The 26,423-nt window shown below is 56.5% G+C and carries 28 protein-coding genes; 9 read left to right on the forward strand and 19 right to left on the reverse strand.

Annotated elements, in window-relative coordinates:
* Nucleotides 1-31: 31 nt before the first annotated feature.
* The 7 genes from ACIQT8_RS10930 to lgt form a co-directional block, all read right to left on the reverse strand.
* On the reverse strand, nucleotides 32-2,299 hold the full coding sequence (locus ACIQT8_RS10930) for a methyl-accepting chemotaxis protein (RefSeq protein ID WP_400965049.1): 2,268 nt from the start codon (nucleotides 2,297-2,299) through the stop codon (nucleotides 32-34).
* 362 nt (nucleotides 2,300-2,661) lie between these two features.
* The gene (locus ACIQT8_RS10935; protein WP_138791083.1) at nucleotides 2,662-3,594 is read right to left on the reverse strand and encodes a ribose-phosphate pyrophosphokinase; all 933 of its coding nucleotides are present in this window, start codon (nucleotides 3,592-3,594) and stop codon (nucleotides 2,662-2,664) included.
* Nucleotides 3,595-3,812: 218 nt separating this feature from the next.
* Nucleotides 3,813-4,517, reverse strand: coding sequence for a hypothetical protein (locus ACIQT8_RS10940; RefSeq protein ID WP_400965051.1), 705 nt, complete (start codon nucleotides 4,515-4,517; stop codon nucleotides 3,813-3,815).
* A gap of 120 nt (nucleotides 4,518-4,637) precedes the next feature.
* Entirely contained in the window at nucleotides 4,638-5,789 is a 1,152-nt protein-coding gene (locus ACIQT8_RS10945; RefSeq protein ID WP_400965053.1) for a M24 family metallopeptidase, read from the reverse strand.
* 1 nt (nucleotide 5,790) lies between these two features.
* A complete protein-coding gene (gene pgeF / locus ACIQT8_RS10950) occupies nucleotides 5,791-6,585 on the reverse strand; it encodes a peptidoglycan editing factor PgeF (RefSeq protein WP_400965055.1) in 795 nt (264 codons plus the stop codon).
* 146 nt (nucleotides 6,586-6,731) lie between these two features.
* The gene (locus ACIQT8_RS10955) at nucleotides 6,732-7,832 is read right to left on the reverse strand and encodes a class I SAM-dependent methyltransferase (protein WP_400965057.1); all 1,101 of its coding nucleotides are present in this window, start codon (nucleotides 7,830-7,832) and stop codon (nucleotides 6,732-6,734) included.
* A gap of 15 nt (nucleotides 7,833-7,847) precedes the next feature.
* On the reverse strand, nucleotides 7,848-8,690 hold the full coding sequence (gene lgt, locus ACIQT8_RS10960) for a prolipoprotein diacylglyceryl transferase (RefSeq protein WP_178340852.1): 843 nt from the start codon (nucleotides 8,688-8,690) through the stop codon (nucleotides 7,848-7,850).
* A 273-nt stretch (nucleotides 8,691-8,963) separates the two neighbouring features.
* Between lgt and ACIQT8_RS10965 the strand changes: the two genes are divergently transcribed.
* The 4 genes from ACIQT8_RS10965 to ACIQT8_RS10980 all read left to right on the forward strand — a co-directional run bounded on the left by ACIQT8_RS10965 (nucleotide 8,964) and on the right by ACIQT8_RS10980 (nucleotide 11,333).
* Nucleotides 8,964-9,227, forward strand: a complete 264-nt coding sequence (locus tag ACIQT8_RS10965) for an accessory factor UbiK family protein (RefSeq protein ID WP_138791078.1) — start codon at nucleotides 8,964-8,966, stop codon at nucleotides 9,225-9,227.
* A gap of 431 nt (nucleotides 9,228-9,658) precedes the next feature.
* Nucleotides 9,659-10,159, forward strand: coding sequence for a YbjN domain-containing protein (locus ACIQT8_RS10970; protein ID WP_138791077.1), 501 nt, complete (start codon nucleotides 9,659-9,661; stop codon nucleotides 10,157-10,159).
* A gap of 1 nt (nucleotide 10,160) precedes the next feature.
* Nucleotides 10,161-10,979, forward strand: a complete 819-nt coding sequence (gene proC / locus ACIQT8_RS10975; RefSeq protein ID WP_400965060.1) for a pyrroline-5-carboxylate reductase — start codon at nucleotides 10,161-10,163, stop codon at nucleotides 10,977-10,979.
* 12 nt (nucleotides 10,980-10,991) lie between these two features.
* Complete coding sequence (locus ACIQT8_RS10980; RefSeq protein WP_400965062.1) at nucleotides 10,992-11,333, forward strand: tRNA-binding protein; 342 nt, start codon at nucleotides 10,992-10,994, stop codon at nucleotides 11,331-11,333.
* Nucleotides 11,334-11,370: 37 nt separating this feature from the next.
* Here the strand turns inward: ACIQT8_RS10980 and ACIQT8_RS10985 are convergent, their stop codons facing one another.
* The 4 genes from ACIQT8_RS10985 to ACIQT8_RS11000 all read right to left on the reverse strand — a co-directional run bounded on the left by ACIQT8_RS10985 (nucleotide 11,371) and on the right by ACIQT8_RS11000 (nucleotide 14,857).
* Nucleotides 11,371-12,750, reverse strand: coding sequence for an ATP-binding protein (locus tag ACIQT8_RS10985; RefSeq protein ID WP_138791074.1), 1,380 nt, complete (start codon nucleotides 12,748-12,750; stop codon nucleotides 11,371-11,373).
* Between the two features lie 31 nt (nucleotides 12,751-12,781).
* Nucleotides 12,782-13,495, reverse strand: a complete 714-nt coding sequence (locus tag ACIQT8_RS10990) for a response regulator (RefSeq protein ID WP_138791073.1) — start codon at nucleotides 13,493-13,495, stop codon at nucleotides 12,782-12,784.
* 2 nt (nucleotides 13,496-13,497) lie between these two features.
* Nucleotides 13,498-14,010: a MarR family winged helix-turn-helix transcriptional regulator gene (locus tag ACIQT8_RS10995; protein WP_138791072.1), complete on the reverse strand. Its 513-nt coding sequence runs from the start codon at nucleotides 14,008-14,010 to the stop codon at nucleotides 13,498-13,500.
* Nucleotides 14,011-14,248: 238 nt separating this feature from the next.
* A complete protein-coding gene (locus ACIQT8_RS11000; protein WP_400965066.1) occupies nucleotides 14,249-14,857 on the reverse strand; it encodes a DUF1236 domain-containing protein in 609 nt (202 codons plus the stop codon).
* 214 nt (nucleotides 14,858-15,071) lie between these two features.
* Between ACIQT8_RS11000 and ACIQT8_RS11005 the strand changes: the two genes are divergently transcribed.
* Nucleotides 15,072-15,716, forward strand: a complete 645-nt coding sequence (locus ACIQT8_RS11005) for an MBL fold metallo-hydrolase (protein WP_400965068.1) — start codon at nucleotides 15,072-15,074, stop codon at nucleotides 15,714-15,716.
* Nucleotides 15,717-15,797: 81 nt separating this feature from the next.
* Here the strand turns inward: ACIQT8_RS11005 and ACIQT8_RS11010 are convergent, their stop codons facing one another.
* From ACIQT8_RS11010 to ACIQT8_RS11025, 4 genes are all read right to left on the reverse strand, one after another.
* Nucleotides 15,798-16,013, reverse strand: coding sequence for a cold-shock protein (locus ACIQT8_RS11010; RefSeq protein ID WP_003494703.1), 216 nt, complete (start codon nucleotides 16,011-16,013; stop codon nucleotides 15,798-15,800).
* Between the two features lie 443 nt (nucleotides 16,014-16,456).
* Nucleotides 16,457-17,359, reverse strand: a complete 903-nt coding sequence (locus tag ACIQT8_RS11015) for a DMT family transporter (RefSeq protein WP_400965070.1) — start codon at nucleotides 17,357-17,359, stop codon at nucleotides 16,457-16,459.
* Nucleotides 17,360-17,554: 195 nt separating this feature from the next.
* On the reverse strand, nucleotides 17,555-17,812 hold the full coding sequence (locus tag ACIQT8_RS11020; protein WP_400965072.1) for a hypothetical protein: 258 nt from the start codon (nucleotides 17,810-17,812) through the stop codon (nucleotides 17,555-17,557).
* Nucleotides 17,813-17,996: 184 nt separating this feature from the next.
* Complete coding sequence (locus ACIQT8_RS11025; RefSeq protein WP_400965074.1) at nucleotides 17,997-18,926, reverse strand: EAL domain-containing protein; 930 nt, start codon at nucleotides 18,924-18,926, stop codon at nucleotides 17,997-17,999.
* Between the two features lie 209 nt (nucleotides 18,927-19,135).
* Between ACIQT8_RS11025 and ACIQT8_RS11030 the strand changes: the two genes are divergently transcribed.
* Nucleotides 19,136-20,338 carry a pyridoxal phosphate-dependent aminotransferase gene (locus tag ACIQT8_RS11030; protein ID WP_400965076.1) on the forward strand — a complete coding sequence of 401 codons (1,203 nt, stop codon included), beginning with the start codon at nucleotides 19,136-19,138 and terminating at the stop codon, nucleotides 20,336-20,338.
* 266 nt (nucleotides 20,339-20,604) lie between these two features.
* On the forward strand, nucleotides 20,605-20,877 hold the full coding sequence (locus ACIQT8_RS11035) for a DUF2188 domain-containing protein (protein WP_138791065.1): 273 nt from the start codon (nucleotides 20,605-20,607) through the stop codon (nucleotides 20,875-20,877).
* A 3-nt stretch (nucleotides 20,878-20,880) separates the two neighbouring features.
* On the opposite strand, the gene ACIQT8_RS11040 is transcribed toward ACIQT8_RS11035, so the two are convergent.
* Nucleotides 20,881-21,825, reverse strand: a complete 945-nt coding sequence (locus tag ACIQT8_RS11040) for a LysR family transcriptional regulator (RefSeq protein WP_138791064.1) — start codon at nucleotides 21,823-21,825, stop codon at nucleotides 20,881-20,883.
* 90 nt (nucleotides 21,826-21,915) lie between these two features.
* On the opposite strand from ACIQT8_RS11040, the gene ACIQT8_RS11045 reads away from it, so the two are divergent.
* Entirely contained in the window at nucleotides 21,916-22,956 is a 1,041-nt protein-coding gene (locus ACIQT8_RS11045; RefSeq protein ID WP_400965079.1) for an NAD-dependent epimerase/dehydratase family protein, read from the forward strand.
* Nucleotides 22,956-23,345, forward strand: a complete 390-nt coding sequence (locus ACIQT8_RS11050) for a DUF6220 domain-containing protein (protein ID WP_400965081.1) — start codon at nucleotides 22,956-22,958, stop codon at nucleotides 23,343-23,345. The genes ACIQT8_RS11045 and ACIQT8_RS11050 overlap by 1 nt, the downstream gene beginning before the upstream one ends.
* Before the next feature lie 45 nt (nucleotides 23,346-23,390).
* Here the strand turns inward: ACIQT8_RS11050 and ACIQT8_RS11055 are convergent, their stop codons facing one another.
* The 3 genes from ACIQT8_RS11055 to ACIQT8_RS11065 all read right to left on the reverse strand — a co-directional run bounded on the left by ACIQT8_RS11055 (nucleotide 23,391) and on the right by ACIQT8_RS11065 (nucleotide 26,414).
* Nucleotides 23,391-24,503, reverse strand: coding sequence for an alkene reductase (locus ACIQT8_RS11055; protein ID WP_400965083.1), 1,113 nt, complete (start codon nucleotides 24,501-24,503; stop codon nucleotides 23,391-23,393).
* Between the two features lie 72 nt (nucleotides 24,504-24,575).
* Nucleotides 24,576-24,866: an ArsR/SmtB family transcription factor gene (locus ACIQT8_RS11060; RefSeq protein ID WP_400965085.1), complete on the reverse strand. Its 291-nt coding sequence runs from the start codon at nucleotides 24,864-24,866 to the stop codon at nucleotides 24,576-24,578.
* A 651-nt stretch (nucleotides 24,867-25,517) separates the two neighbouring features.
* Nucleotides 25,518-26,414, reverse strand: coding sequence for a LysR family transcriptional regulator VtlR (locus ACIQT8_RS11065; protein ID WP_063950800.1), 897 nt, complete (start codon nucleotides 26,412-26,414; stop codon nucleotides 25,518-25,520).
* Between the last annotated feature and the right edge of the window lie 9 nt (nucleotides 26,415-26,423).

Below are 26,423 nucleotides of genomic sequence, written 5' to 3' on the forward strand. Positions count from 1 at the left end.
CTCTTTTACAGATTTCTATGCGTGGTCGCCGTCAAGCGGCGTAGCGGCGCTCATCCTGGCGACCGGAGCCCACCGAGAACTGTCCAACCTGTTCGGTCAGGCCGTCGGCCTCGCTTGCCAACGAGAAGGCAGAGGCAGTGGTTTCCTCGACCATGGCGGCATTCTGCTGTGTGACCTGATCGAGTTCGTTGACCGAAGCGTTGATTTCACCAAGGCGTCCCGATTGTTCGCGCGACGCGGCGGCGATCGCCACGATCTGATCGTTGACGGACTGAATGCGGCCCTGAATCTGCTCCAGGCTCTCGCCGGTGCGCAGAACAAGTGCAACGCCACTTTCTACATCACCTGCCGAGGTTGCGATCAGCTGGGTGATATCGCGGGCCGCGGCGGCGGATTTCTGCGCAAGCTCGCGGACTTCCTGTGCAACGACAGCAAAGCCTTTGCCTGCTTCGCCGGCACGCGCAGCTTCGACGCCGGCGTTCAGAGCCAGAAGGTTGGTCTGGAACGCGATCTGATCGATGACATCGATGATTTGGCGGATCTTGGACGATGAGGTTTCGATCCGCTCCATCGCAATGATGGCTTCCTTCACCACGGCTGTAGACTTGTGTGCGTCCTGCATGGTGTCGGCTGTCGCTTCGACCGCCACGTTGCAACGCTCGAGAGAATTGTTGACGGCCTTCGTCATGTCGCCCAGTGCTGCCGCAGCCTCTTCAAGGGCAGCGGCCTGCCGTTCCGTGCGACGAGACAGATCTTCCGAAGCACTCTTGAGTTCGCTCGAGCCGGCACGAATGGCGCTGGCGCTGTGATCGATATTGGCGATTGTCGTTTCCAGACCCGCCATCGAATTGTTGAAATCGATGCGCAGGTGGTCAAGGGACGGAACAAAGGCTTTCTCGATCCGCAGATCGAGCCTGCCTGCGGCGAGGTTGGCGAGACCCTTTGCAAGAGCACTGACGGCTTCTTCCAGTTCCTTGGCGCTTCTCGCCTTTTCCATTTCGCGCTGAGCGCGTTCTTCGTCGAGTTCCTCTCCCTTGCGGGCGGCTTCGTCTTCCATGCGCAGCTTTTCAAGGATGCCCTGGCGGAAGGATTCCAGTGCGCGTGCCATTGTGCCAATTTCGTCGCCGCGTGCGACAGCCTTGATCTCGATGTTGTTTTCGCCGCCGTTCAGGCGTTCCATAAGGTTTGCCAGGCCGGTCAGCGGCTTTGTCAGGCCTGCGGAAACGATGATGCCGATGAGGGTCATGGCGGCCAGGACTGCGAGTGTTGCCAGCGTCGCCCAGAAGGCGAGATTGTTGGCAGCGGCGAGGACCTTGCTCTCCTGCTGGCCGATCGCGAGCAAATGCTTTTCGCCGAAAACGGTGACCGGGCGATACGCGTAGAACATGTTGCCAGCAGGCGTGCTTGCGACGACCGTGCCGGCGTTTGCCGAGCCGGACAGGCCCGCTAGGCTTTCGGGAACACGAGCGTCCGCACCGCCGGACAGGACGCCCGCGCGGCGTTTGCCATCTGCACTCAGAAGAAGCGCATCATCAATGCTCTTGCCGGTTTCTTCCGGCGTGACGATCGTGCCAACCCGGTCGGCCGATACGCGCATGATCACGACGCCTTTGCGCTGTATCTGTCCCCAGTTCGAAACCGCAAGCGGCATACCGACGAAAGCAGATTCCTCCGCGCCCTGGCCGCTGAACGACGCAGTCGTGATAACGCCGTCTTTGCCCGCCGAGACGCGATCATAAAGATCCTTGATGGCTCTGTTCTGCGGCTCGGAAATATTGGTGAGGAAGTTCTTGCCCTTGGTTACCGAGTAGACAATCAGACCGTTCTTGTCGATTACGTAGATATCGCTGACCTTGGTATTGCGCCAAACGCTGGCAATGGTCCCATTGATGGTTGCGTGCTGGATGGCGTAGAGCAACTTCAATCCGGTGCCGTCAAAAGAGGCGCGCTCTTCTTCAGAAATGCCATCACGGCGGAAAGCCTGCACGACGGCGTCCAGTTCGCTCGGAATGATGTTGGTCATCGTTTCCGTTGCCTGTGCAATTGCAGAGTTCTGCGACAGTTCGGCAATGCTTTGTTCGACGCGCAATGTATAAGCGTCAAGCTGTTTCGATTGATTTCCTGCAACCGTTTCGAGCCTGATTGTGCTGGCGTCGATCAGACCTGCCCTGCCGATCTGATAGGAGATCAGTCCTACGGACAAACAGGAAATCAAGGTTGCGCCTGTTACCAGTGCTGCAAACTTTGCTTTTATCGACAATGACTTGATCTTGCCATTGGACGGAATCGTGCCGGGCATCGTGTTTTCTCCCCCCTTAAATACGTGCCGGAAACGTCGCAACAATTGTTTACGGACGCGTTAAATTTCGAGGCAATTGTACGACTATATTTCTCTTTTTACGCGAAAATTTCCCGTGTTCCCGTCGTGTTAAGGCTGCATAAAACGGTAAGGAAACGGCGCGAAGCTCCGCCGACGGCATTTGTCGTGGAGGATCGGTGGTGACTGACGGAAATGTCTCGCCAGTTGGATGTTGAGAACGGGTTGGCCAAGCCGTTTTCAGCTCCCCGATCGACGCGCTGCCCGGTCGCAGCCCCGGAAAAGCAAAAAGGCGGCATCGAAATGATGGCCGCCTTTCAAATTGTCACCTGATCTTCGATGTCTCAGTCGAACAGACCCGACACAGACTCTTCCTGAGCCGTACGGTTGATGGCTTCGCCCAAAAGGTTTGCCGTTGTGACAACGCGGATATTGTGGGCCGATTGAACGGCTGTGGTCGGCTGAATGCTGTCAGTGATGACGAGTTCGCGAAGCTTCGATGAAGCGACACGGGCAACAGCTCCGCCGGACAGAACGCCATGCGTGATGTAAGCGGTGACGCTGGTCGCGCCTTTCTTCAGCAGCGCTTCGGCCGCGTTGCAAAGCGTGCCGCCGGAATCGACGATGTCGTCGATCAGGAGGCAGTCCTTTCCAGAGACATCACCGATGACGTTCATGACCTCGGATTCGCCCGGACGGTCGCGGCGCTTGTCGACGATAGCCAACAGACAGTCGAGGCGCTTTGCCAGTGCACGGGCGCGAACCACACCGCCAACGTCAGGCGAAACAACCATGACGTTGTTGGTGTCGTAGTGTTCCTTCACGTCGCGGGCCAGGATCGGTGCGGCGAAGAGGTTATCGGTCGGAATGTCGAAGAAACCCTGGATCTGCCCAGCGTGAAGATCGAGCGTCAGAACGCGGTCAGCACCCGCTTCAGTAATCAGGTTGGCGACAAGCTTGGCGGAAATCGGTGTGCGGGGGCCGGCCTTACGGTCCTGGCGGGCGTAACCGAAATAGGGAAGAACCGCCGTGATGCGCTTAGCCGAGGAGCGGCGCATGGCATCGATCATGATGAGCAATTCCATCAGATGATCGTTTGCCGGGAATGAGGTGGACTGGACGACAAAAACGTCCTCACCACGTACGTTTTCCCCGATTTCTACGAATATTTCCTGGTCAGCAAACCGCTTTACAGTGGCATTTCCTAGAGGAACGTTGAGATACTTGCAGATCGCTTCGGCGAGGTGCCGGTTCGAATTGCCTGCGAAAACCTTCATTGCGGCCGCCTGTTTCCATGCCATCGCCTATGGTCCGGGATAGGTTTTCCGTGACCAAGCGTCGTTCAAGGGGAGGAATACCCGGCCGAAAGACCTTTGCCGGACACGCCCTATTGCCATGCGCGCCTTAATAGCGCTGTTGCCTCCGATTGCAAGAGGACTCCATGCTTTCCCAATGATTTTCGTGAAATCTTTGCGACTTGTCCGGTTTTACTGCCTCATCCTCGCTGTGCTTGCTTCCATGTGACATATTCATTCAGCGTTTTTGCCGCGATATCCTGCATTACACGATCACTGACGGCCGACCATGGATCAGTGCCTTTGCCAGGTACTGTTTCCTGGCCCTGAAGCCTGTGCAGGCGCGCACCATTCGCATCCAGAACATCCCAGACGTAAATGACATTCACCTTGTTGCCTTCAGCGAAGGCGGAGAAGTATCCTTTCAGAATATTGTCGGCGGAATTGTCGTTCGAGGCGCGGATCGCCAGACCCTTGGCACGTGCTTCCGCGCCGAGCTGGCGCGACAGCGGGGTCACCGCCTGTACGGGAGCGCCGATAATGGGCAGAAAGCGAATGGAATCGCCGGAGGAACCGGAAGGAGCGAGCGAGGCCGTCTGTTGCGGTTGCTGCTGGGGAGGGCTCTGGTCGACTGGTTGGCCATATTGATTGCCGTTGGAGAGCGCCTGTGCCTGAGCCTGCAGCGTATTTTGTGGCGCATAGGAGCGAACTGAGCTCGATGTCGCTGGTGAACCTGCTGGTGCCCTGTCTGCGGCGGCGGCCATCTGATCAAGATCGCCTTGGGTCACGGGTGTGGACCCGCTTTGGCCAATATCGACCTGCGGTGTCAGGGCTTCCGTCGTGTTGCAGGCCGACAGCATGAGGGTGAGCGCCGGGATGACGAGAATGAGCCTTGTCCGGCTCATGCGATGTTGCCTCTCATGTTCCGCTCCATATTCTTCCAGGGTGCGGCAATGTATGGCGGGTTCTCCCCTCCTGTCAAACACGCCGGTTTACCAGGTCAAATGGCCGGTTGTGGAGTAAGCTCACGCTGTCAGAAGATCGAGGCTGTGGCGTGACAGGGGCTCCGGGGCGCCGTCCGTCGTCAGATATGTCTGGCCTAGCGTCATCGCGTAGCCCGAGTCGGAATCCATCACGATCATGTGCACAAACAGTGTCATGTCTTTCTGAATTTCCTGTGGGTTGCCTGCCTGGAACATCTGATGTTCCATCCAGGACGGCGAAAAACGGGTGCCAAGCGAATAACCGCAGGTATTGAGGCGGTGTCGGGTGAGGCCGCGTTCATCCATGACACGGGCATGCATGTCGAAAACATCGCCGAATGTGCTGCCGGGACGCAGGATTTCTTCGATCGCCGTCAGATTTTGCAGGCAGGCGCTGTAGAGTTCCTTCTGCCGGAAATCCTGTTCGCCTATCAGTACCGTTCGCAGCATGGCCGTGTGATAGTGAGCGCTGACACCTGCCCACTCCAGGGTCAACTGATCCGTCGTATCAAGCTTGCGGCGGCCAGACTTGTAGCGGCAGAGCAGAGCGTCCGCGGCAGAGCCAATGACAAATTCGTTGGCGGGGTAGTCGCCGCCGCGAGCCAGGATCGCGCCTTGCATCGCCGCGAGAATGTCTGCTTCGTCAGCGCCGGGCGCGATGATCTTCATCGCGGCATCAAGTGCGTCGTCGGCCATATCGCCAGCCCGTTTTGCATAGACGATTTCCGCCGGGCTTTTGACGAGACGAAGTGTGCTGACAAGATAGGAGGCATCGACAAGCTGGCCGAAGCTGGCGAGCTGATTGTCGATGAGGCGCGCGACACGCCCGGTCATACCGTGAGTGTCGTATTCGATACCGATCCGGGCGCCGAGCAGATCGAGATCGCTCAGCAGATTTTTAAGGTCCAGCGTCGGGTCAGCGTTGGGCCTGTCGACCCAGATCAGAATGTTTTCGATGGTGGAGGTATTGCGCGCCTGCCTGAGATCTGCTGCCCGTGTGAGGAGCGTCATGGAGCCATCTGACTTCACGACAAGCGTCTGGAAAAAACAGTAGCCGAAGGTGTCGTAACCGGTCAGCCAGTACATGCTTTCCTGCGCAAACAGTAGCATGGCATCCAGCTTTTCTTCCGCCATCTTCGCGGTCAGCCGTTCGCGACGCGCCTCGAATTCCGAGAGCTCGAAATGCAGGGCCATATTAATCCTCCACAACAGCGATAGCAGAAATCTGCCGTCCGTAATCCGGTTCGGCGCGATGGGTGGTGCGGCGATAGGAATAGAACCGCTCTTCGTCGGGGTAGGTGCAAAGACCGAGATTTTCCGCCCTGACACCTGCCTTGATCAAGCGGTCGATGGTGAACTGTTTCAGGTCGAAAAAGGCATGGCCGGCTTTTTCTGCAGCGGAGAAATAACATTGGTAATCGGGATCGATGTCGGTAAAGCGCGTCACATATTCCGGCCCTACCTCATAATTGGCCTGGCTGATGGACGGACCGAGCGATGTGATGATGCGTTCGCGGTTTGCTCCAAGCCGTTCCATGGCGCTGATGGTGTTCTCCAGAACGCCAAACAGCGCACCTTTCCATCCGGCGTGGGCTGCGCCAACCACACCCGCCTCGGCGTCGGCAAAAAGAATGGGGCCGCAATCGGCGCTCAACACGCCGAGAACCACGCCTGGTGTCGCCGTGACCATGGCGTCTGCCTCCGGGCGATCGCCTGCGTAGCTGTCATCCACGACGACCACATCGGGAGAATGGACCTGGTGGACGGTCGCAAGTTTCTCTGTCGGCAGGCCAAACCATTGCGCAACGCGGCGTCTGTTTTCCTTGACCCGTTCCGGCTCGTCGTTCGAGCCGAGGCCGACATTCAGACCTTCGTAAATGCCTGCCGAAACCCCGCCATAGCGTGTAAAAAAGCCGTGGCGAACCTTGTTACCGGAGAGGGACGAAAGCAAGGGGCTCTGGATTGGGAGCGGCAGCGTTTCGTTCTGCATGGTCTTGGAATTCCTTGGAGAATGTCGCTGTTTTGCAGTGGGAATGTGGTAAGAGAGATGTTTCCTGTCGGCAGGGCTACGATGGATTTGATGCCATTCGCCTGCTTCGTTTTACAGGCAATGGTGGCCCAGACCCGTTCGTCGTGTCAATCCACCGCGCGAAACGGCATGAGATGAAGTGCAGGGCTTGAAACGGCGATCACCTTGAAAAGTTCCCCCATTTTGCCTGCTCCTTCGCCGGCCAGACGATTGACTGCTTCAGCGATCGCAAGCGTCTGGTCGGGGTCCGCCTTGGCTGCCAGTGCCGAAGCACGCTCCTTCAGGCCAAGCCCGTACAGGAAGTCTCCCTGACGCAGACTGCCGTTGACATGGACGCCGTTTGCCTCTGCTGTTTTGACGAGGCTTTCAAAATCCACATGGCTCGTGAGATCGGCTTCGCCGGGGTGGGCAAGCACGGGGTCGAAGGCGTGATGGCGCATGGCCTGCATCGTGTCGCCATAAGCTGAAACCAGATGGCCGTAGTCGATCGCGAGTGCCGTGCCGCCGTGCGTGGTCAATCGCTGGCAGATTGCCGTCATCACCGCTTCGCGTGCAGGGGATATCTCGACGATGGTTCCAATCGGTTGTCGTTCGGGAAGGGGCGGCAAGAGGGCAGGGTCGATACCTGCAACACCTACCGAGAATACCAGATTGTCGTCGGCATCCAGGCTCACGACGCGCTCGCGAAAACCCTGTGGCGTCCTGACAAATTGCCGGATTGGAATGGCGTCGAACAGTTCATTGGCAACGAGCAGCAGAAAACCGTTCGGAACGGCATCGAAGCTCTCGTGCCATGTCAGCTTGCCGGAGTGACCGGTAAGCGTTTCCTTCTGGATGGCCGTCAACCTTGGACTGGTTTCCACGAGATGGATCTGCATCGTCTCGTAGAAAGGCGGGGCGATACGGCGAATGACGCGCAAGATATCGGACATCATCGTTCCGCGTCCGGGGCCGATTTCGACCAGCCTTGCCTCGGCAGGCGCGCCGTGGCGTTGCCAGGCATGCACCACGAAAACGCCGATCATTTCACCAAAAAGCTGACTGACCTCCGGTGCGGTTATGAAATCGCCTGAGCGGCCAAAAGGCTCTCGGCTTTTGTAATAACCGTGTTCGGGATCAGCGAGGCAGAGCGAAAAGAAATCTGTGACGCTCAAAGGCCCGTTGAGGCGGATCATGGATTTGATGCGACGCGCAAGTGGTGTGCTCATAGCAAGGCATCCCGGTTACGCGCGGCCTGCGGCACTGCGGGCGCGAACGACTGCCCACAGTCCCAGCAGCACCATGGGTGTCGAAAGTACCATGCCCATGGTCAGCCAATTGCCTGCCAGATAACCGATCTGGGCATCCGGTTCGCGGAAGAATTCGACGAAAATACGCGAAAGAGCATAACCTGCGACGAAGATGCCGGTCACGGTGCCGGGAGCTTTCAATGCCTTGAACGCGTAGATTGCCAGAGCCAGTACAGCGGTCAGAAGCAAGCCTTCGAGACCCGCCTCGTACAGTTGGCTCGGATGGCGGGCGAAAGGGCCGCCTGTTGGAAAGACAACGGCCCATGGAGCGTCGGAAATACGGCCCCACAACTCGCCGTTGATGAAATTGGCGATGCGGCCGAAAAACAGGCCGATGGGGGCGACGGCGGCGACGATGTCGAACATGCTCCAGACCGGAATGCCGTTCTTGCGCGCAAACAATATCATCGCGATGGTGGTGCCGATTAGCCCGCCATGAAAAGACATGCCGCCGTTCCAGATCTCGATTGCTCTGATCGGATTGGCTGCGACGGAGGAAAGATCGTAAAACAGGATGTAGCCGATGCGCCCGCCCAATACGATGCCAGCGGCAGCCCACAGGATGAAATCATCGAGATGCTGCACGGTTACTGGTGAGTTGTCTTTTTGCCAGAGATGATTGGTGCGGCTCAGTCGGCGGGCGTAGGACCAGCCGAGCATGATGCCGACGACGTAAGCAAGCCCGTACCAGTGGATCGCGACGGGTCCGATGGAAACGGCCACCGGATCAATATCTGGGAACGGCATAATGGCGAGTAGGGCTGCTGCGGCTGACAATCGTATATTCCGTCATCGTTGCTGTTACTGACAACAGATTGGTTCCATTGCCTCAAGGTTTCCGGCCATGACGGCCGTTACCCGGAGCGAGGAAAATGGCGATTGAAGTGGCGGTGGTCAAGGTGATTTTTGCAGCCTGTCCGGGCGCCATTCGTGGCGAGGAAAGGTGCCGGATTGTGCGATTTTGCTTGCAAGGTGGCGGTCGAGTGCCTACCTGAAACATATCAACCGGATGGAGCGGAAAGCTCTTTTAACCGACGAAGGAACTGCGCCATGAGCACGACGGGCACCAACCGTTTTCTGGATGAATTTGCCAAGCTGATGACAGACGCAGCCGGCGCTGCGCAAGGCATGCGTAAGGAAGTCGAATCCGCATTTCACGCGCAGGCGGATCGCTGGCTCAATAGCCTCGACGTCGTAAAGCGCGAAGAATTCGAAGCTGTGCGCGAAATGGCTATCCAGGCGCGCGACGAAAATGACGCCCTGCGCGCCCGCATCGAGGCACTCGAAGCAAAACTCTCGACCTCGACCGACTGACACGGTTAAGGCTCTCAGATTCTGATGGAAACCGGATTCGCGCAGCGGGTCCGGTTTTTTGTTGCGCGCTTGTTCCGTGACGGTCTGCATCAGGTGTCATTTTCGAAACCGGGACGGGAAATTTCCGGCCTGTGGACACATGCAAAAAACACAATTGTCAGAGTCGGTTATGACTCTCGCCTGAGGCAATGCGGGAGAAGATATCCACTGCTCAAAAAGCAAAAATGGCCTTTGAGGGGTGGCAGTAGGACTCGCGCATTATAGACTGATTTTAAATGATGATTCGAAACGAACCTGGTAAGCTCCAGACAGGGTGACTGCGTAATTCTGGTGGTGTCGGGCAATCGTCTCAAATGTTGAATCCGGTTTGTATGTGAGTTTTGTGCCCGGCGTTCAAAACGTAACATCGATTCCGGCTGAGAAGGTGCCGCATGAGCCTGATGGAATTTGAAATTGAGCGTCAGTCCAATCCAGTGGACATGATCGAGATCGTTGCCGCGACGAACGACTGGTCGTTCGAACGCTCTGGCGAGGATGAAATTGCCATGACGGTAGCGGGTCACTGGGCGGACTACCATATCTCCTTTTCCTGGATGGAGGAGTTCGAGGCGCTTCATCTTGCCTGTGCATTCGACATCAAGGTGCCCGAGCCACGCGTCAATGAGGTTATTCGCCTGCTTTCGCAAATCAACGGTCAGGTGCTCATGGGGCATTTCGACCTGTGGCGGCAGGAAGATGTGGTGATCTTCCGTCAGTCGCTTCTGCTCGCTGGCGGCGCGGAGCCCAACAACCAGCAGGTTGAGGTGCTGCTTTCCAGCGCGCTTGAGTCCTGCGAGCAATATTATCAGGCATTCCAGTTCGTCGTCTGGTCGGGACTGGACGCCAAAACGGCAATTGAAGCCGTTATGTTCGAGACCGTTGGAGAAGCGTAATATGGTGTACAAGGCTTCGGGGCCGCTCGTTCTGGTCGGAGCGGGCAATATGGGCGGCGCAATGCTGACCGGCTGGCTCAAAAAAGGTGTGCCCGGATCGCAAGTCATCGTTGTCGACCCACGCCCCTCCGACGCCATGAGAACGACGATCGCCGAGGCTGGCGCGCTGCATAGCGAAAGCGCACCGGAAGGCGTGACAGCGGGTATTCTGTTCGTTGCCGTGAAGCCGCAACTGATGGACAGCGTGCTGCCAGCGTTGAAGTCACTCGTCGGTCCATCCACGGTTGTCGTTTCAATCGCGGCCGGAACGACCATCAGCACCTTCACTTCTTATTTCGGTGACGTGGCTGCTGTCAGAGCCATGCCGAACACTCCAGCGATGGTTAGCCGTGGCGTTACGGGCGCTTATGCCAATGCTGCGGTTACGCCAGCTCTGAAATCCGTGGTCGATGGGTTGCTGAAAGTGAGCGGACCCGTTGAGTGGGTCGACGCCGAGAGCGATATCGACGCGGTGACGGCAGTTTCGGGTAGCGGTCCAGCTTATGTCTTCTATCTCGTCGAGTGCATGGCCGAAGCTGGTCGCAAAGCAGGCCTGCCTGCCGATGTGGCAATGCGTCTTGCGCGTGAGACCGTTGCCGGGGCAGGGGAATTGCTGCACCAGGCCACGGAAGAGGCGTCGCGCCTCCGCCAGAACGTGACTTCTCCGGGTGGTACGACTGCTGCGGCACTGTCCGTCCTGATGGCGGAAGACGGTATGCAGCCCCTGTTCGACAAGGCGGTTGCGGCCGCGAAAAAACGCGCCGAAGAATTGGCCGGCTGATAAGGTACAGACATGAGCGGTGAAATTTCCTATGCCGATTTCGAGAAGGTCGATATCCGTGTCGGTACGATCATCGAAGCCGAACCTTTTCCGGAAGCGCGCAAACCGGCCTTCAAGGTGAAGATCGACTTCGGACCGGAAATCGGCATCAAGAAATCATCGGCACAGATCACCGTGCACTATACGCCGGAAAGCCTGGTCGGTCGGCGGGTGCTGGGCGTGGTAAATTTTCCGCCGCGGCAGATTGGTCCCTTTCGCTCGGAAGTTCTGACCCTCGGTTTTGCCGACAAGGACGGTGCCATCGTTCTGGCAGGCGTTGAGCGCGACGTGCCAAACGGCGAGAAAATGTGCTGATCAGAACTTTTCCGGCCTCGGTTCTAGGATAAGCGGATCAGGCCGGAATTTTCACGATGACGCGCAAGCCGCCCATCGCGCTGTCACCCAGTGTGACTTCTCCGCCATGGCTACGGGCAATATCCCTGACAATGGAAAGGCCAAGCCCCGTTCCTGAAGCATTGAGATTACGTGCTTCGTCCAACCGGAAAAACGGTTTGAAGACATCTTCGCGTGATTGTTCTGGAATGCCGGGACCATCGTCATCGAACGTCATGATGATCGAGCGTGGCGCCTTGCGAATATCGATATGAAGGCGGTTGGCATAGCGCTGCGCGTTGGCGGCCAGGTTGGCAACAAGGCGGGACAGTGCATTTGGTCGCGCGACGACATTCTCGACGTTGTAAAGTTCGTAGCTCAGGGTTTTGCCGTGGAGCGCAAAGTCGTGCTTGGTCTTTTCCAGAAGCGGAACAAGCGCCAGCGTGCCGACATTCTCCTCCACGTCGGTCTGCGCAAATGTCAGATAAGCTTCCAGCATCGACTGCATATCCTCGACGTCGTTGTCCAATCCTTCAAGGTCGGGATTGTCGCCAGCCAGGGCCAATTGCAACTTGAAGCGTGTCAGGATGGTGCGCAGGTCGTGGCTCACGCCATTCAGCATAGCCGTTCGCTGTTCCATCTGGCGCTCGATGCGCTCGCGCATGAGGATGAAAGCGAGACCCGCTCGCCGGACTTCATCTGCGCCGCGCGGTGAGTAAGCGCTGATTTTCTGGCCCTTGCCGAAGCTTTCGGCTGCAAGCGCCAGCGACTCTATCGGTTTGATCTGTCCACGCAGGAACAGGATGGAAATGGCGATCAGCACCAGCGATGCACCGACCATCCAGACAAGGAAAATATGGGTGTTGGATGCGTAGGCCTGGCTGCGCCGGGTGAAGACCCTCAGTGTCTTGTCTTCAAGCTGGATGCGAATCTCAACGAGCGAGCCATTGCCGTAAGTGTCGATCCAGAACGGCTTGCCGATTTGCTGGGTCAGTTGGTCTGCCAAAATCCTGTCGAGAATGGAAAACAGCGGTTCGGGTCTTGGTGCTGGCAGATCGGACTTCGGCTCGATATAGACGCTGAGGTCGAGCTTATCGCGGGCAATCCGGATGACGCGCTGATAGTCGTCCTCTTCAGGGTCCGTCTGCAGCAATTCGATGATGGCCGAGATGTCGCGGGTAACGGCGGCAGAAAGGCGTTCCGTGACGAGCTGCCAGTGACGCTCCATGAAAACAGCGGCCACGACCCCCTGAAGCAGGATCATCGGCAGGATGATGATGATGAGCGAACGGGTATAAAGCCCTGTTGGTAGCCAGTGGCGAACCAATCTGCCGAAGGAACGCCAGCTTCTCGCGATGCCGCTGTTCTTGACGGTGGTGAGAAAATCGAGGCTTGCCATGTTTATGCGCCCGTTTTCGCTGTTGCGAGGTTCAATCTACGCTCAAGCGATAACCGATACCGCGTACGGTTTGCAAATAGACAGGGTTGGCGGGATCATCCTCGATCTTGCGGCGCAGGCGATTGATCTGCACGTCGATCGTTCGTTCGCCAACATCAGATTCTGCCTCGACCAATTCATGCCGCGGTATCGTTTCTCCGGCGCGCAGGGCAAAGAGCAGCATGATCTCCTGCTCGCGATCCGTCAGACGGATCGATTCCGCTCCACGTCGCAATTCCTTTTTGGGAATAGAGAAATTGAAGGGGCCGAACATGATCTGTTCGATCTTCGGTGTATCCGGTGATGTGTTTCGCCGCAGGATATTGTTGATGCGCAAAACCAGTTCGCGGGGATCGAAAGGTTTGGCGAGGTAGTCGTCAGCGCCAGCTTCCAGACCGGCGATGCGGGCGTCCGCTTCTGAGCGTGCCGTCAAGAGAATGACGGGAACGGACTTGTCCTCGTTCAGGGACCGAGTAAGCGACAGACCGTTTTCACCGGGCATCATCACGTCGAGAATGAGCAAGTCGAAACGAATGCCAAGCATTTTGCGGCGTGCTTCGGCCGCATCGGCTGCAACAGAAATGCGGTAACCTTTGTCTCCGAGAAAACGCTGCAAGAGATCGCGGATGCGGGCATCGTCATCGACGATCAGCAGGTGAGCTGCATCGTCTTCCGCGGGAGGGCGTTTGGTCGGAGCTGTCGCCATGGTTATTCACTTTCCAATGGAACCCCTTCAAGGGGTGTCGGGCTTCGCATCTGCGCCAAAAATTTCCGCACGCAGTCGCGCGCATCGGGGCCAAGGCCTTCCAGTGCGCGATCGATACGGCGTGATTGTGGTTCGCTGAGTGCCAGTGCAAGCTCCCGTCCGGTGAGGGTGGGGTAGAGCCGGCGCTGACGACGATCTTCCGGGCCTGCCATCTGGCGAATATAGCCATCGTCAATGAGCTGCTTGAGAACGCGAGCAAGGCTTTGCTTGGTAATCTGCAAGGTATCCAGCAAATCTGCAACTGTCATGCCCGGTTGTCTGCTGACGAAATACACAACACGATGGTGCGCGCGCCCGTATTCAAGCTTGGAAAGAATGACATCCGGATCGGAGACGAAGTCGCGGTAAGCGAAGAACAGTGCTTCAATCGTGTCGAAATCGATCTTCCCGTCATCAACCTTCGGAAGTGCAGGTGTCTGCTTCGTGGCTGCGTTCTTGAGCGATTGCGGTGGCACTGCTGTTCCTTCGTTGTCTGCGGCTGACTCACGTCCATGCGCCAATATTTTGTAAACATAGCCGAAAACGTGCCCGCTCGGGAGGATGTCGCCGATCATTTTCTGTTGCGCTGGATAATATGGTGCGGGTCGGGGTGCAACCGGAATCCTGCTGGGAAGCGATGGCAAAAGAAAAGAGCGCGGAAATCCGCGCTCTTCTCGATAGGTCTGGCGATTTTTGTCACGCCTTGCCTTGCCGTTACTCGTACACGTAGACAATACGACGAGTGCCAGGTTCGACCAGAACCGGAACATCATTCACCCGCACGTAGCTATATTCGTAGTCCGGGATCGTCATGAGCTGCGTATTTGGCGGCAAAGTCGAGCCGACAACGACGTCACCGTCGACGCGGACCACATCAGCCGGATGGCTATCCATGTAGGTGATCACCGTTTCAGGTGGCGTGATGGCATCGACATCGGCCACGCGACCAAGATTGGGGTCGCCGGGGTTCGGTTCGGCCTGAATGCTCGAGGTCTTTTCATAGGTGACAACGGGCACGTTAAGGTCGCTACGGCGCTCTTCCAGAACGACAGGCGAGCCTTCATACATTACGTTGAGATAGTCGGCATGTGCCCAACCTCTCATACCGTTCACCTCAATACGACACCAGGCGCTGCTCTCGATGCAGCCATCAAGCACGGCATTGCTGCCACGGGTAGCAAGACCCAGTTCTGGATAGTCTTCGCCAGGGCCAGAACGCACGGAAATGTCGGATGCGGTTGTGGCGACCATGGCGGCATTGGCGTAACCGGCCATGAGCGCAAAAGCGCCGCCGGCTATGAGTAGTTTCAGCTTTTTGTCCATGTGTCTCACTCCTTTTAAGACGGGAGCTAAACGTCAGAACGGTCTGTCCGTTCCAAGATTTTTTGTGCAGCCGGTATCTGAAAACATTCTGTTCGGACCGTTCTCACTGATTTCCAACGCTAAACAGCGATCCAACGAATGCGGTCGTTGCATTGTGCCGGGCAGGACAGCGCGTTATAGAAAACTGGATTTTTTGGGTGCCGGAGACGATAACATGGGAAAACTACAGGCAGGCATTATTCCTGTTACGCCTTTTGAACAGAACTGCACTGTTCTTTTCGATCAGGACACCAAGGAGGGCGTCATTGTTGATCCCGGCGGGGATGTGGACGTTATTCTCCAGGTTGTTGCGGAAAACGGCATCACGTTGAAAGAGATCTGGCTGACGCATGGTCACCTCGATCATGCCGGAGGAGCCAAGGAACTCAAAGAGAAGCTCGCTCTTGATATTGTTGGCCCGCACGAAGACGACCGTCCGCTTCTTGAGCGAATTGAGGCGCAGGCGGAGAAATACGGGATCAGCGGTCTGCAAAACGTACTGCCGGACCGATGGCTGAATGACGGCGACCGGGTATCCTTCGGCGATCATGTGTTTGAGGTCTATCATTGCCCTGGCCATGCGCCAGGCCATGTCATCTATTACAATCGTGACCAGAATTTCGCGCATGTCGGAGACGTATTGTTCTCCGGTTCCGTCGGTCGCACCGATCTGCCGGGTGGCAACCATGACCAACTGATTGCATCCATTCGCGACAAGCTTCTGCCGCTTGGCGATGAGGTCGGGTTCATTTGCGGTCACGGCCCGGGTGGGCGCCTGGATGAAGAACGCCGTACGAACCCCTATCTTCAAGGCATTTGAACCTGAAGTTGTTTTGGCGACGCAAATAAAAAAACCCGGCATTCCTGCCGGGCTTCAACTAGAAGAGAAAGCCGTGTCGGGTCAGCCAGCAATTTGCAGATTGACTGCCTTCGGGCCCTTACCGCGACGATCCGGTTCCGTGTCGAAGCTTACTTTCTGATTTTCTGAGAGACCGGACAGGCCAGAAGCCTGTACGGCAGAGATGTGAACAAAGATATCAGCGCCACCATTGTCTGGCTTGATGAAGCCGAAGCCTTTGTCGGTATTGAAGAATTTTACGGTGCCAGTCTCGGCCATGCATCAGGTCCTTTTCGCTCTGCCCGCGTTCAGCTACAGGCAGCATTACAGTTTTGCCCCGCGTGGGCGTTGGCAGGCAGCTTTTGACTATTGAGAAAATGGACCTTCGCAACGGGAAGTAATGGCGTTCTCATCCAACGTTTTTCGTCCCGCCGCCCGAGGTTTATAGCGTCCCCGGTGCGCAAATTTATAGGCCTTCCCATGCTCGCAAATTGCCCGAACCGCGGTAGAGTGATGCGTTTATTTGAAATTGGCAAGCAAAAGTTTTCAAGGGCTTTTTATCAGATAAAAAACCTGCGGTAGAGCAAATGACGGCGATCGCATAATTTTTCTGCAGCCTGCTAAATTGCTGAAATAATCACCGTATGGTTCGGCATTTTCAGCAAATTTCTAGCAGTGGCGCCGCGCTTTTTCCCGAATTGGGAAAAATGGTTCTTTTTGTATCAGGCCGCGCCCGCCATGCTTTTGGGTCGCTTTTTGGTGAGTTCGGGTATGAGTTCGACCATCAGGATGGCAACGAAGATAATCAGGCAGCCTACGTAACCGGCCCCCGAAATCGTCTCGTTGAGGAAAATCGATGCTAGCAAAGCACCGAAAAGGGCTTCTGATGAGAGAAATATCGCTGCCTGAGGGGCTGTCGTGTAACGCTGGCCGATGACCTGCAGCACGAAAGCAAGGCCTGATGAGACCAGTCCTACATAGAAAATCTCGGCCAGCGAACCTGTAATCGCTGCCATGCTGATCGGCTCGTAGACGAGAGCGATGATGCAACTCAGGAGGGAGCAAACAGCGAACTGTGTGCAGGACAGCGCCAGAGGTCTCCCAGTTTCGGAAACGAAGCGGCCAGCCAGCGTGATCTGGATGGCCCAGAAGAAGGCGCAGATAATGCTGAGGATGTCGCCCTGGGTGAGAGCAGCGAACGCGCCGCCCGACAGCAAGAAAATTCCGCCAAGCATCATCAGAGCACAAGGCCACACGATCCAGTGCGGATGGCGACGATAAAGAACGACCGCAATGACCGGTACGAAAATCACATAGAGGCCAGTCAGAAAGCTGGAATTCGTCACTGTGGTGGTGAGCAGGCCGACCTGCTGCGTAGTAGCGCCACCAAAAAGAGCAAGCCCGACAATCGCAAACGACCGCATGTTGCCCGTCGTCGGGGCGGCTTTGAGGCTGCGGTTTTCGAGCAGGGCAAATGGCAGAACGGCAATGGTTGCGATCGCAAAGCGTAGCCCGACAAACCAGAACGGCCCGATCGATGCCATCGCCGAAGACTGGGCAACGAAACCGCCACCCCAGATCGCCGCAGCGAGGAGAAGCACCAGATTGGCTTGAACACGTGTCATAATGGCACCAGCAGCAAGACAAGGGCCTGACAACCTAGTGTCACGGCCTTGGACGTTCGGGAATTTTTTGAATTGTCGATACGACGTTAGCCACGTGCTTTATCAGCAAGGTGCGGACGCTGCAAGTCAGCAGCCACGGGGAGGTCAGATCCACGGCAGGGCGGGCAAAAGGCGGCAGGAACCATTTCGTGGTCGCTATTTGAAACGACGCGCTTCGTCTTTCAGGCTGCGCCTTGTGAGGACCACACCACCGACACCGAGGCCGAGAAAGACGAAGCCAGAGAGAGCTATGAGCAATGTGTTGTCGCCTTCCGGTGCGGCTGCGGCAACCTGAGGGATGGAGGCGGTCTGCATGGTGTCCACGGCCTGCGCAGCATTTGCCGAGGTCGCAAGTCCTGCCGCCATGGTCAGGATCACGAGGAGAGCAGCTACCGCCATCCAGAGAGAAAACAATGTTCTTTTGGCCCGTAATCTTTCGACGGAAGTCCGATCGTTTGTAAACACTGTTCAGTTCCCTTTTATCCCTGCTCGCGAAGGATAGAAGAGGCTTCGAAATGGACTGCTTGGAGACCGAATTCAGGCGGTCCGCGGTATTTATTATGGCAATATCAAGGCACGGTTAATGCGTGCGGTCTTATCAGATGCCGCGTTTTCCAAATGTTCGTGTTGGGCGTGCCGGACGAATGTCCGAAGGACGATCTTCCTTGAAGAGCGGCAGGCCTGATGTGGCTCGTTCTGCCCGCACCGTGGCGTTGTATCGGTCGCTTCCCAGTTCGGGAAAACGCTCATCGAAGCTCGTCGGGGCCAGCTCGGGTTTGGCCAGCACGTATCCCTGCATCAGGAAAACGCCGAGTTCTTCGCAAAGGTCGACCTGCCAGTCTGACTCCAGTCCTTCAAAGACGGGTTCTATGCCATCTTTGCGGAACTGGCCGACGATGACGCGCAGCAATGCAGCGCCGGCCGAATTGCGCATGAACTCATTTACCCATCCGGATTCGAATTTCACATAGTCCGGCTTTATAAGCTTGATGCGCTCGATGTCGGAATCGCCGGCGCCATAGTCGTCCAAGGCGACGCGAAAGCCGATATCGTGCATATGATAGGCAAAATCCGCCACCATGCGTGTGTCGGATGTTTTCTTTTCCGAGATTTCGCAGACGATGCGATCTGCTGTGATGCCCGCTTCGTGGGCGGCAAGTCGCATGCGTTCCACCTCCTGCCGCATTTTGGTAGGTGTCTGGAAGAGGCCAGGATGAAAATTGACAAAGATGCGGGCGCGCGCGCGATCCAGCCTGCCCAGGTTGAGGATATGGATGGTGCGCAGAATGCTGTCGATGTTCTCGATATCTTCAGGCGCAACGAGTGCGAAAAACTCACCCGGCGTGACAGGCTCTTCACCACGATAGGGGCGGACGAGACCCTCGAAGGAATCGATGTCGAGAGGGCCGGCCTCCGTTCTTCGAAAGATCGGCTGTAAAGCCGATTTCAAGCTGAACGTGCGATAGGTTGTGGTCCAGGTCCCGTCGGCTTGGCGGACGAGGCTGGAAAAGATGCTTTTCTGCGCCATATTTCACCAGCAGCAAAACACACGATTTGACCCCCAGATTTTAACGAGGAAGCGTTACTTCCCGGTAAAGGAAGATTTAAATCTTCCGTTATTCCACATATGTCGGCTTTTGGCCTTGAAAGACTGCTGCTCTTTAGACATAGAAAATGCCGCAGTCGTCGACGTTTTCGGGCTTCTGCCGATGTCAACTTCAACAGGACCGATTAAAAATGGCCTTCCTTGCCGACATTCTTTCCCGCGTAAAGCCGTCCGCCACCATCGCCGTCACCCAGAAAGCTCGCGATCTCAAAGCGAAGGGTCGCGATGTGATTAGCCTTGGCGCAGGCGAGCCGGATTTCGATACGCCTGAAAACATCAAGGAAGCGGCCATCGATGCCATCAAGCGTGGCGAAACGAAATACACGCCTGTTTCCGGTATCCCTGAACTGCGCAAGGCGATTGCTGAAAAGTTCAAGCGTGAAAACGGTCTCGACTACAAGCCTGAGCAGACCATTGTCGGCACGGGTGGAAAGCAGATTCTTTTCAACGCCTTCATGGCAACGCTCAACCCGGGCGACGAAGTCGTCATTCCGGCACCTTACTGGGTAAGCTACCCGGAAATGGTTGCGATTTGCGGTGGTACGCCGGTTTTCGTTGACACCACGCTGGAAGACAATTTCAAGCTCAAGCCTGAAGCACTGGACAAGGCGATCACGCCGAAGACCAAGTGGTTCATCTTCAACTCGCCTTCCAATCCGTCGGGTGCGGCCTATTCGCATGACGAGCTGAAGGCTCTGACGGACGTGCTGGTCAAGCATCCGCATGTCTGGGTGCTGACGGACGACATGTACGAGCACCTGACCTATGGCGATTTCAAATTCGTGACGCCTGTTGAAGTGGAGCCGTCGCTCTATGACCGCACGCTGACCATGAATGGCGTTTCCAAGGCCTATGCCATGACCGGCTGGCGTATTGGTTACGCTGCGGGTCCGCTGCCGCTCATCAAGGCAATGGACATGATCCAGGGTCAGCAGACGTCGGGTGCGTCGTCCATCTCGCAATGGGCCGCCGTCGAGGCGCTGGCCGGTACTCAGGATTTCATTCCCGAGAACAAGAAGATCTTCGAAGGTCGCCGTGATCTGGTTGTTTCCATGCTTAACCAGGCCAAGGGTATCAATTGCCCGACACCTGAAGGTGCGTTCTACGTCTACCCGTCCTGCGCTGGCATGATCGGCAAGACCGCACCGTCCGGCAAGGTCATCGAAACGGACGAGGATTTCGTTTCCGAATTGCTCGAAGCTGAAGGCGTTGCCGTTGTGCACGGTTCGGCTTTCGGTCTTGGCCCGAACTTCCGCATCTCCTACGCCACCTCGGAGACGCTGCTTGAAGAGGCCTGCAAGCGTATCCAGCGCTTCTGCGCTGATTGCCGCTAATAGCACTGACATTATGATAAGGCCCGGCAGCGATGCCGGGCTTTTTTATTTGTGTTAGCTCACGTTGATCTATCGAGCGAAACGTTTCGCTCACTCGCGATCGGCCTGCGACGCCTCGTCTCATCGTTTAAGCAGAATTTGCACTCAGGCGTTTTTGGGAGGATAGTGGTGGCGTCAAGGACGTGCCGCCCGCGCTTTGGTGTCCGCTGAATGCCACATCTGAATAGCGGTTATGGTCATGTCGCCTGAAGCAGGAGGAAGCATGTATGACCAAAGTGGTGTATGAAATTGTGGAACATGATGGAGGTTTTGCCTATCGACTGAATGGCGCCTATTCCGAAACGTTCCCATCCTATTCCGATGCCGTTCAGGCGGCGCGGATCGTTGCCGCTGAACAGCAGATCGGCGGGGAAGATGAAGAGATAAGCTATCAGGACGAAACAGGCCACTGGCACGAAGAATACAGTCAGGGCGGCGACCGGCCGGAGGCCGAGATTGTGGACAAGACCACCCGCCAGTCCCAGGCGCGGCCTTATTGAGTTTTAACGCCTTTGCGGCGGCGCTTCCGGGTCCGTCTCTTTCAGATGGGCTTTCAAGCCTTCCACCAGCGCGCTGAAAACGGCGCGGCAACGTGGTGACGTCTTGAGATTTTCGTGCATTGCGACCCAGGTGTGCAGCGGAATGTCGATGTGGTTCAAAACACGGACAAGCCGAGGATCTTTTTGCCCCATACCTATCTGGCAGACACCGATCCCCGCGCTGGCGCGGATCATCGAGAGTTGGGCAAGATTGCTGTCTGCGCGTACGGCGAATGAAATTTCTTCCGTATCAGGGATCTCGGGCTTGAGGGATCGCATATGGTGGATTGCAGCCCGAATGAAAGGCGTCTTGCGATCGAAACCAATCATGCGATGGTCTTCCAGATCCATCATTTCCATCGGAGTACCGGCTTTTTCCAGGTATTCGCGCGTGGCGTGAAAGCCCAGCCGGAAATTGCCGATATAGCGCATGACAATCGCATCCTGCTGCGGTTCTGTCATGCGAATGGCGATATCGGCTTCTCGCCGCAAAAGATCTTCCAGTGTGTCAGACAGTGAAAGTTCGATCTCGAGCCGCGGATGAATATCCTGCAACTTGGCGATAATCGACGGCAAGATTTCCACGCCGATGATATCGGAGGCGCTGATGCGAACCGCGCCCTCGATCTTGCCGACTTCGCCAGATGCCGCCCGCATCAGCGCCGATGCCGTCGCAGCAAGATTTTCTGCGTAGGGACGCAGGGCAAGTGCCGCTTCTGTCGGCATCAGTCCGTGCGGAGAGCGAATGAACAGCGGGAAGCCTATGGCTTCCTCCAGCGCCCCGATGTGGCGGCCAGCGGTGGGCTGCGTGATGCCTAGCTCACGGGCTGCCGCAGAGAGGGAACCATCCCGGAGAACACCGAGAAAGGTTCGGTAAAAATCCCAACTCACGTTACGGTTCTTCATCATAAGATTTTGTATGGCCGATCCACGTATTTCGACAATTTCGTATAATCCATAACGAGCCAATACTCCAGTCAAGATGAAGGAGTGACGGCAATGATCAATGAAGACAGCAAAGCTTCCATTCAAACCGCTGGGCGTCTGGCCCTCGTGCTGGGATCAAATGGCGGTATCGGTGGCGAGATTTCAAGAATGCTTTTGAAGCGCGGCTGGCGCGTCAGGGCGATCAGCCGCAGGGCGGCGCTGTCAGGGGCGAGGGTGGACATGGAATATGTCACTGGCGACGCCTTGAGCCGCACCGATGTCCTGGCAGCCGCCGAAGGTGCGGATATGATCGTTCACGCGGTTAATCCGCCCGGATACCAGAACTGGGAAAAGCAAGTGTTGCCGATGCTGGACAACACAATTGCCGCCGCCGAAGCTGTCAGGGCACGTATCGTGTTTCCCGGCTCGGTCTATAATTTCGGTGCTGATGCCTTTCCTGTCCTGACGGAAGTAAGTCCGCAAAATCCTTTTACCCGTAAAGGCATGTTGCGAAAGGAAATGGAGCAGCGGCTTAAGGCGGCCTCGCTTCGCGGCGTGCCGGTGCTGATCGTGAGGGCGGGAGATTTCTTCGGGCCCACTGCGAAGAACAACTGGTTCTCGCAGATGCTGGTGCGACCAGGAAAACCTGTCCGTCGAGTATCGAACCCCGGCTATCCTCATGCCGGGCATCAGTGGGCCTATCTGCCGGATGTGGCCGAAACAATCGGCCGCCTGCTTGATCGATCGGATGCGCTGGCCCCGTTCTCTGTCTTCCATTTGGATGGCTTTTGGGACTTCGACGGTCTGCAGATCGTCAAGGCAATCGAGCGTGTATCCGGCCATCCCGTCAAGATGAAGCGTCTGTCGTGGAGTGCGGTGCGGCTGGCCGCGCCTGTTGTTCCGTTGTTTCGTGAAGTCCTCGAACTGCAATATCTCTGGCGGATGCCGATCCGGATGAGCAATCGCAAACTCGTGGAGTTTCTCGGGGACGAGCCGCGCACCCCGATCGATCTGGCAATATCGGCAACTCTGGCGGGGCTTGGTTGTCTCGACCCCGTCCGCGAGGGTTCTGAGGAGACCGGCGGCTTCATCAACGTGACGAGGAGGGTGTGATGGCCATTCCTGTCCATTCCGGATCGCGCTCGCGCCAATTGTTTGCCTTGATATCGGCGAGTGTGCCGGTACTGATTTTCGCGCAGGTCTTGCTGGCGGGACTATCGCTGTATTATGACAGCTCGCTGATTGAATTGCATAAGGCGCTTGGGATGTTTCTCGTGCTTCCAATTGGCGCGTTGGTGGTTATGGCCCTGCGCCAGAGTGATCTTCGCCCCAATCTCTCACGCGCGATAATTCTGCTCGGGCTATATGGCCTGCAAGTCGCGCTGATGAGCATCGGTCGGGAAACAGGGAGCGGGTTTCTTCAGGCGCTGCATGTGCCCAACGCGTTTATCATGGGAGCTTTCTCGGACTTTGCCGCTCGGCAGGCCAGGAGGCATGCTTGAACAAAAAGCCGCGCCTTGTTGAGGGGCGCGGCTTATCGTTTGTCATCAGGCGAGAGCCGGATAATCCGTGTAACCTTGGGCGCCGCCGCCATAGAAGGTCGGCTGGTTGGGCTCATTCAGCGGCGCGTCGTCTTTGAGGCGGCGGACCAGATCCGGGTTTGCAATAAACGCCTTACCGAAGGCGACAGCGTCGACCTTGCCGTTTTCGACCGCTGCTATCGCGCTGTCACGATCATAGCCGTTGTTGCCGATCCAGAGCCCCTTGCCGCCAGCATTGCGATAGGCAGCCTTGAAGGCATCGTAGTCGAACGGCTTGTCTCCTTGCTTGAAGTCACGCGGGCCGCCGGTTGCGCCCTCGACGACGTGGACGAATGCCAGGCCGCGGCTGCCAAGCTGCTCGGCAACATAGTTGTAGAGCGGCTGCGGATCAGCTTCGAAAATGTCGTTGGCCGGTGTGACCGGAGACAAGCGGATACCGGTGCGGCCAGCGCCAATTTCTTTTGTCACGCTATCAACGACTTCCAGAAGGAAACGGGCACGGTTTTCGATCGAGCCACCATATTGGTCGGTGCGCTCATTGGTGCTGGATTTCAGGAACTGCTCGATGAGGTAGCCATTGGCGGCATGAATTTCGACGCCGTCGAAACCTGCCTCGATCGCTGCACGTGCGCCGGAGCGATAGTCCTCAAGGATAAGGCCGATATCATCATGCGTGAGCGCGCGAGGCTCAGAGGTTTCGGCAAAAGCGCCGGTGCCGTCGTCGTTGATGATATAGGTCTTGGATTTTGCCGTGATCGCGGATGGCGCGACAGGCTGCCCACCATGCGGTTGCAGCGAGGTGTGCGAGATACGCCCGACATGCCAGATCTGGGCGACGATCTTGCCGCCGGCAGCGTGAACGCCGTCTGTGACCGTCTTCCAGCCGTCAACAGCTTCTTTCTTATAGAGACCGGGAACGTCGGCGTAGCCCTGGCCCTGCTGAGAGATCGGCGTGCCTTCCGTTACAATCAGACCGGCCGAGGCGCGCTGTTCGTAATATGTGGCGTTCAAATTGTTGGGAATTGCCCCGGGAGACCGGTTGCGGGTGAGGGGCGCCATGACAATTCGGTTGGCGAGGACAATGTCGCCGGCCTGTGCCGGTTCGAAAAGGCTGGTCATACGACTTCACTTTCTGGTCGGTTGGCTTGTTTGCGCAGGGATTTGCGCAAGAGAGCTCGAAGCTTGGGAGGCTCAGAGATTGGTTTTCAGATAGTCGAGAAATGCGTCGATTGTTTCTTCGTTCCGTTCAAAAAACACCCATTGGCCAACCTTCTTCGATTTTATGAGGCCTGCGGATTGCAGGATCGCAAGGTGCGAGGAGACGGTTGATTGCGACAGACCACCAACCTGGAACTGGTTGGCGCACACGCCCATACTGAACGGGTGATCCTGACAGAAATGCCGTTCCGGGTGTTTCAACCATGCCAGAAACTGCAGTCTTGCCGGATGCGAGATCGCCTTGAGGATGTCCTCCGGGTTCATAAGCGTTTTTCTCTTAAATCTGATGTTGACGATCTATATATCGGTAAAAATCGATATACAATTCACGTCTCTGTGAAAGCCATGCAAGGATGCGCTGGCTATTGCGCTCTCGCGCAGACGCGCCCCGTTTCCACGCTGCATGCTTAGCAAAAAAAGAAGGCCGCTGGATTTCTCCGCGGCCTGATAGTTTGAAGGTCAAAAACCTCCAGAGGGGAACAGCTGTCCAGCGCACAAAAGTCAGCCGCGACAGCTGAATTAGATATGGGTGCGCGGTGCCTACAAAACAAGGTTGTATTATGCAGTATTACGCATATTTGGAGAAAATTATTGCGGGTAAAAAAAAGAGGGCCACCGGAAAGATCCAGGGCCCTTTTAAGTGTGAAGGTTAAAAACCTCCAGAGGGGAACAGCTGATGCGGTGGAACTGGGAGGAAAGCCACCGGTGTGCATCAGCTGAGTGCGATATGGTGCTTTTTTGTGCAGACAACAACTCTTTTTTGTGCAGGTCAGGCATGCGATTTACGCAGACCTTCATCTTTCCGGTATATTTTTTGTGCAGGGCTCTACGCGGAAGTTGCGGAAATTCTCCTTTTGATCGGCAGTTAACCGATTGGATTTTATTGCCAATTCCATGAAGTCGACTGTTTTTGCGTCAGAAGTTCCAGTTGCGCGCCTTGGCAACGATAAAGTCTCTGAACGCCTTCAGTTTTGCAGCGTTTTTCATCTCGTCGGGATAGCAGAAGTAGGTATCGAACGAGGGGATATCCGCGGCGAGCGACAACTGAATCAAACCAGGGTCACGTCCAACGATGTAATCCGGCAGGCAAGCGATGCCAATTCCCAGCAGGCAGGCCCGTTTGATCGAGGTCTGGCTGTTAATCTGCAAGTGCGGCGTGCGGGTGTTGTCGGATGAACGACCGGCGTTTTCCAGCCAGTTCACGTCCAGCAGATAGTTGGGAGCCGGTTCACCGAATGAGATGATACGGTGGTTGTCCAGATCCTCGATCGATTGCGGTTCGCCATATCGATTGATGTAGGACGGTGCGGCATAGACGTGCATGTGCACCGTGAACAGCTTGCGCTGGATGAGGTCCGACTGCTGCGGCTGACGCAAGCGGATCGCGCAGTCGGCGTGCCGCATGTTCACGTCGAGTTCCTCGTTATCGAGGATGAGCTGGATCGACATTTCCGGATAAAGCTGCAGGAACTCCTGCACCTTGTCCGTCAGCCAACCCTGACCGAGGCCGACCGTGGTGGTGACGCGCAGCTTGCCGCTGGGCTTCTCCGTCGTTTCGGTCAACTGCATCTTGACGGTTTCAAGCTTCAAAAGCACGTCATGGGCTGTGCGATACAGCAACTCACCCTGTTCCGTGAGGATCAGGCCACGGGCGTGCCGGTGAAACAGTTTGACGCCGACGTCCTGTTCCAATGCGCTGACCTGACGGCTGATCGCCGACTGGGACAGGTGCAGCTTGTCTGCCGCATGGGTAAATGAACCCGCTTCCGCGGCGGCATGGAAAATGCGCAGTTTGTCCCAATCCAATGGCATCGCCATGCC

Source organism: Agrobacterium sp. NPDC090273 (assembly GCF_044772305.1).
Classification (GTDB): domain Bacteria; phylum Pseudomonadota; class Alphaproteobacteria; order Rhizobiales; family Rhizobiaceae; genus Agrobacterium.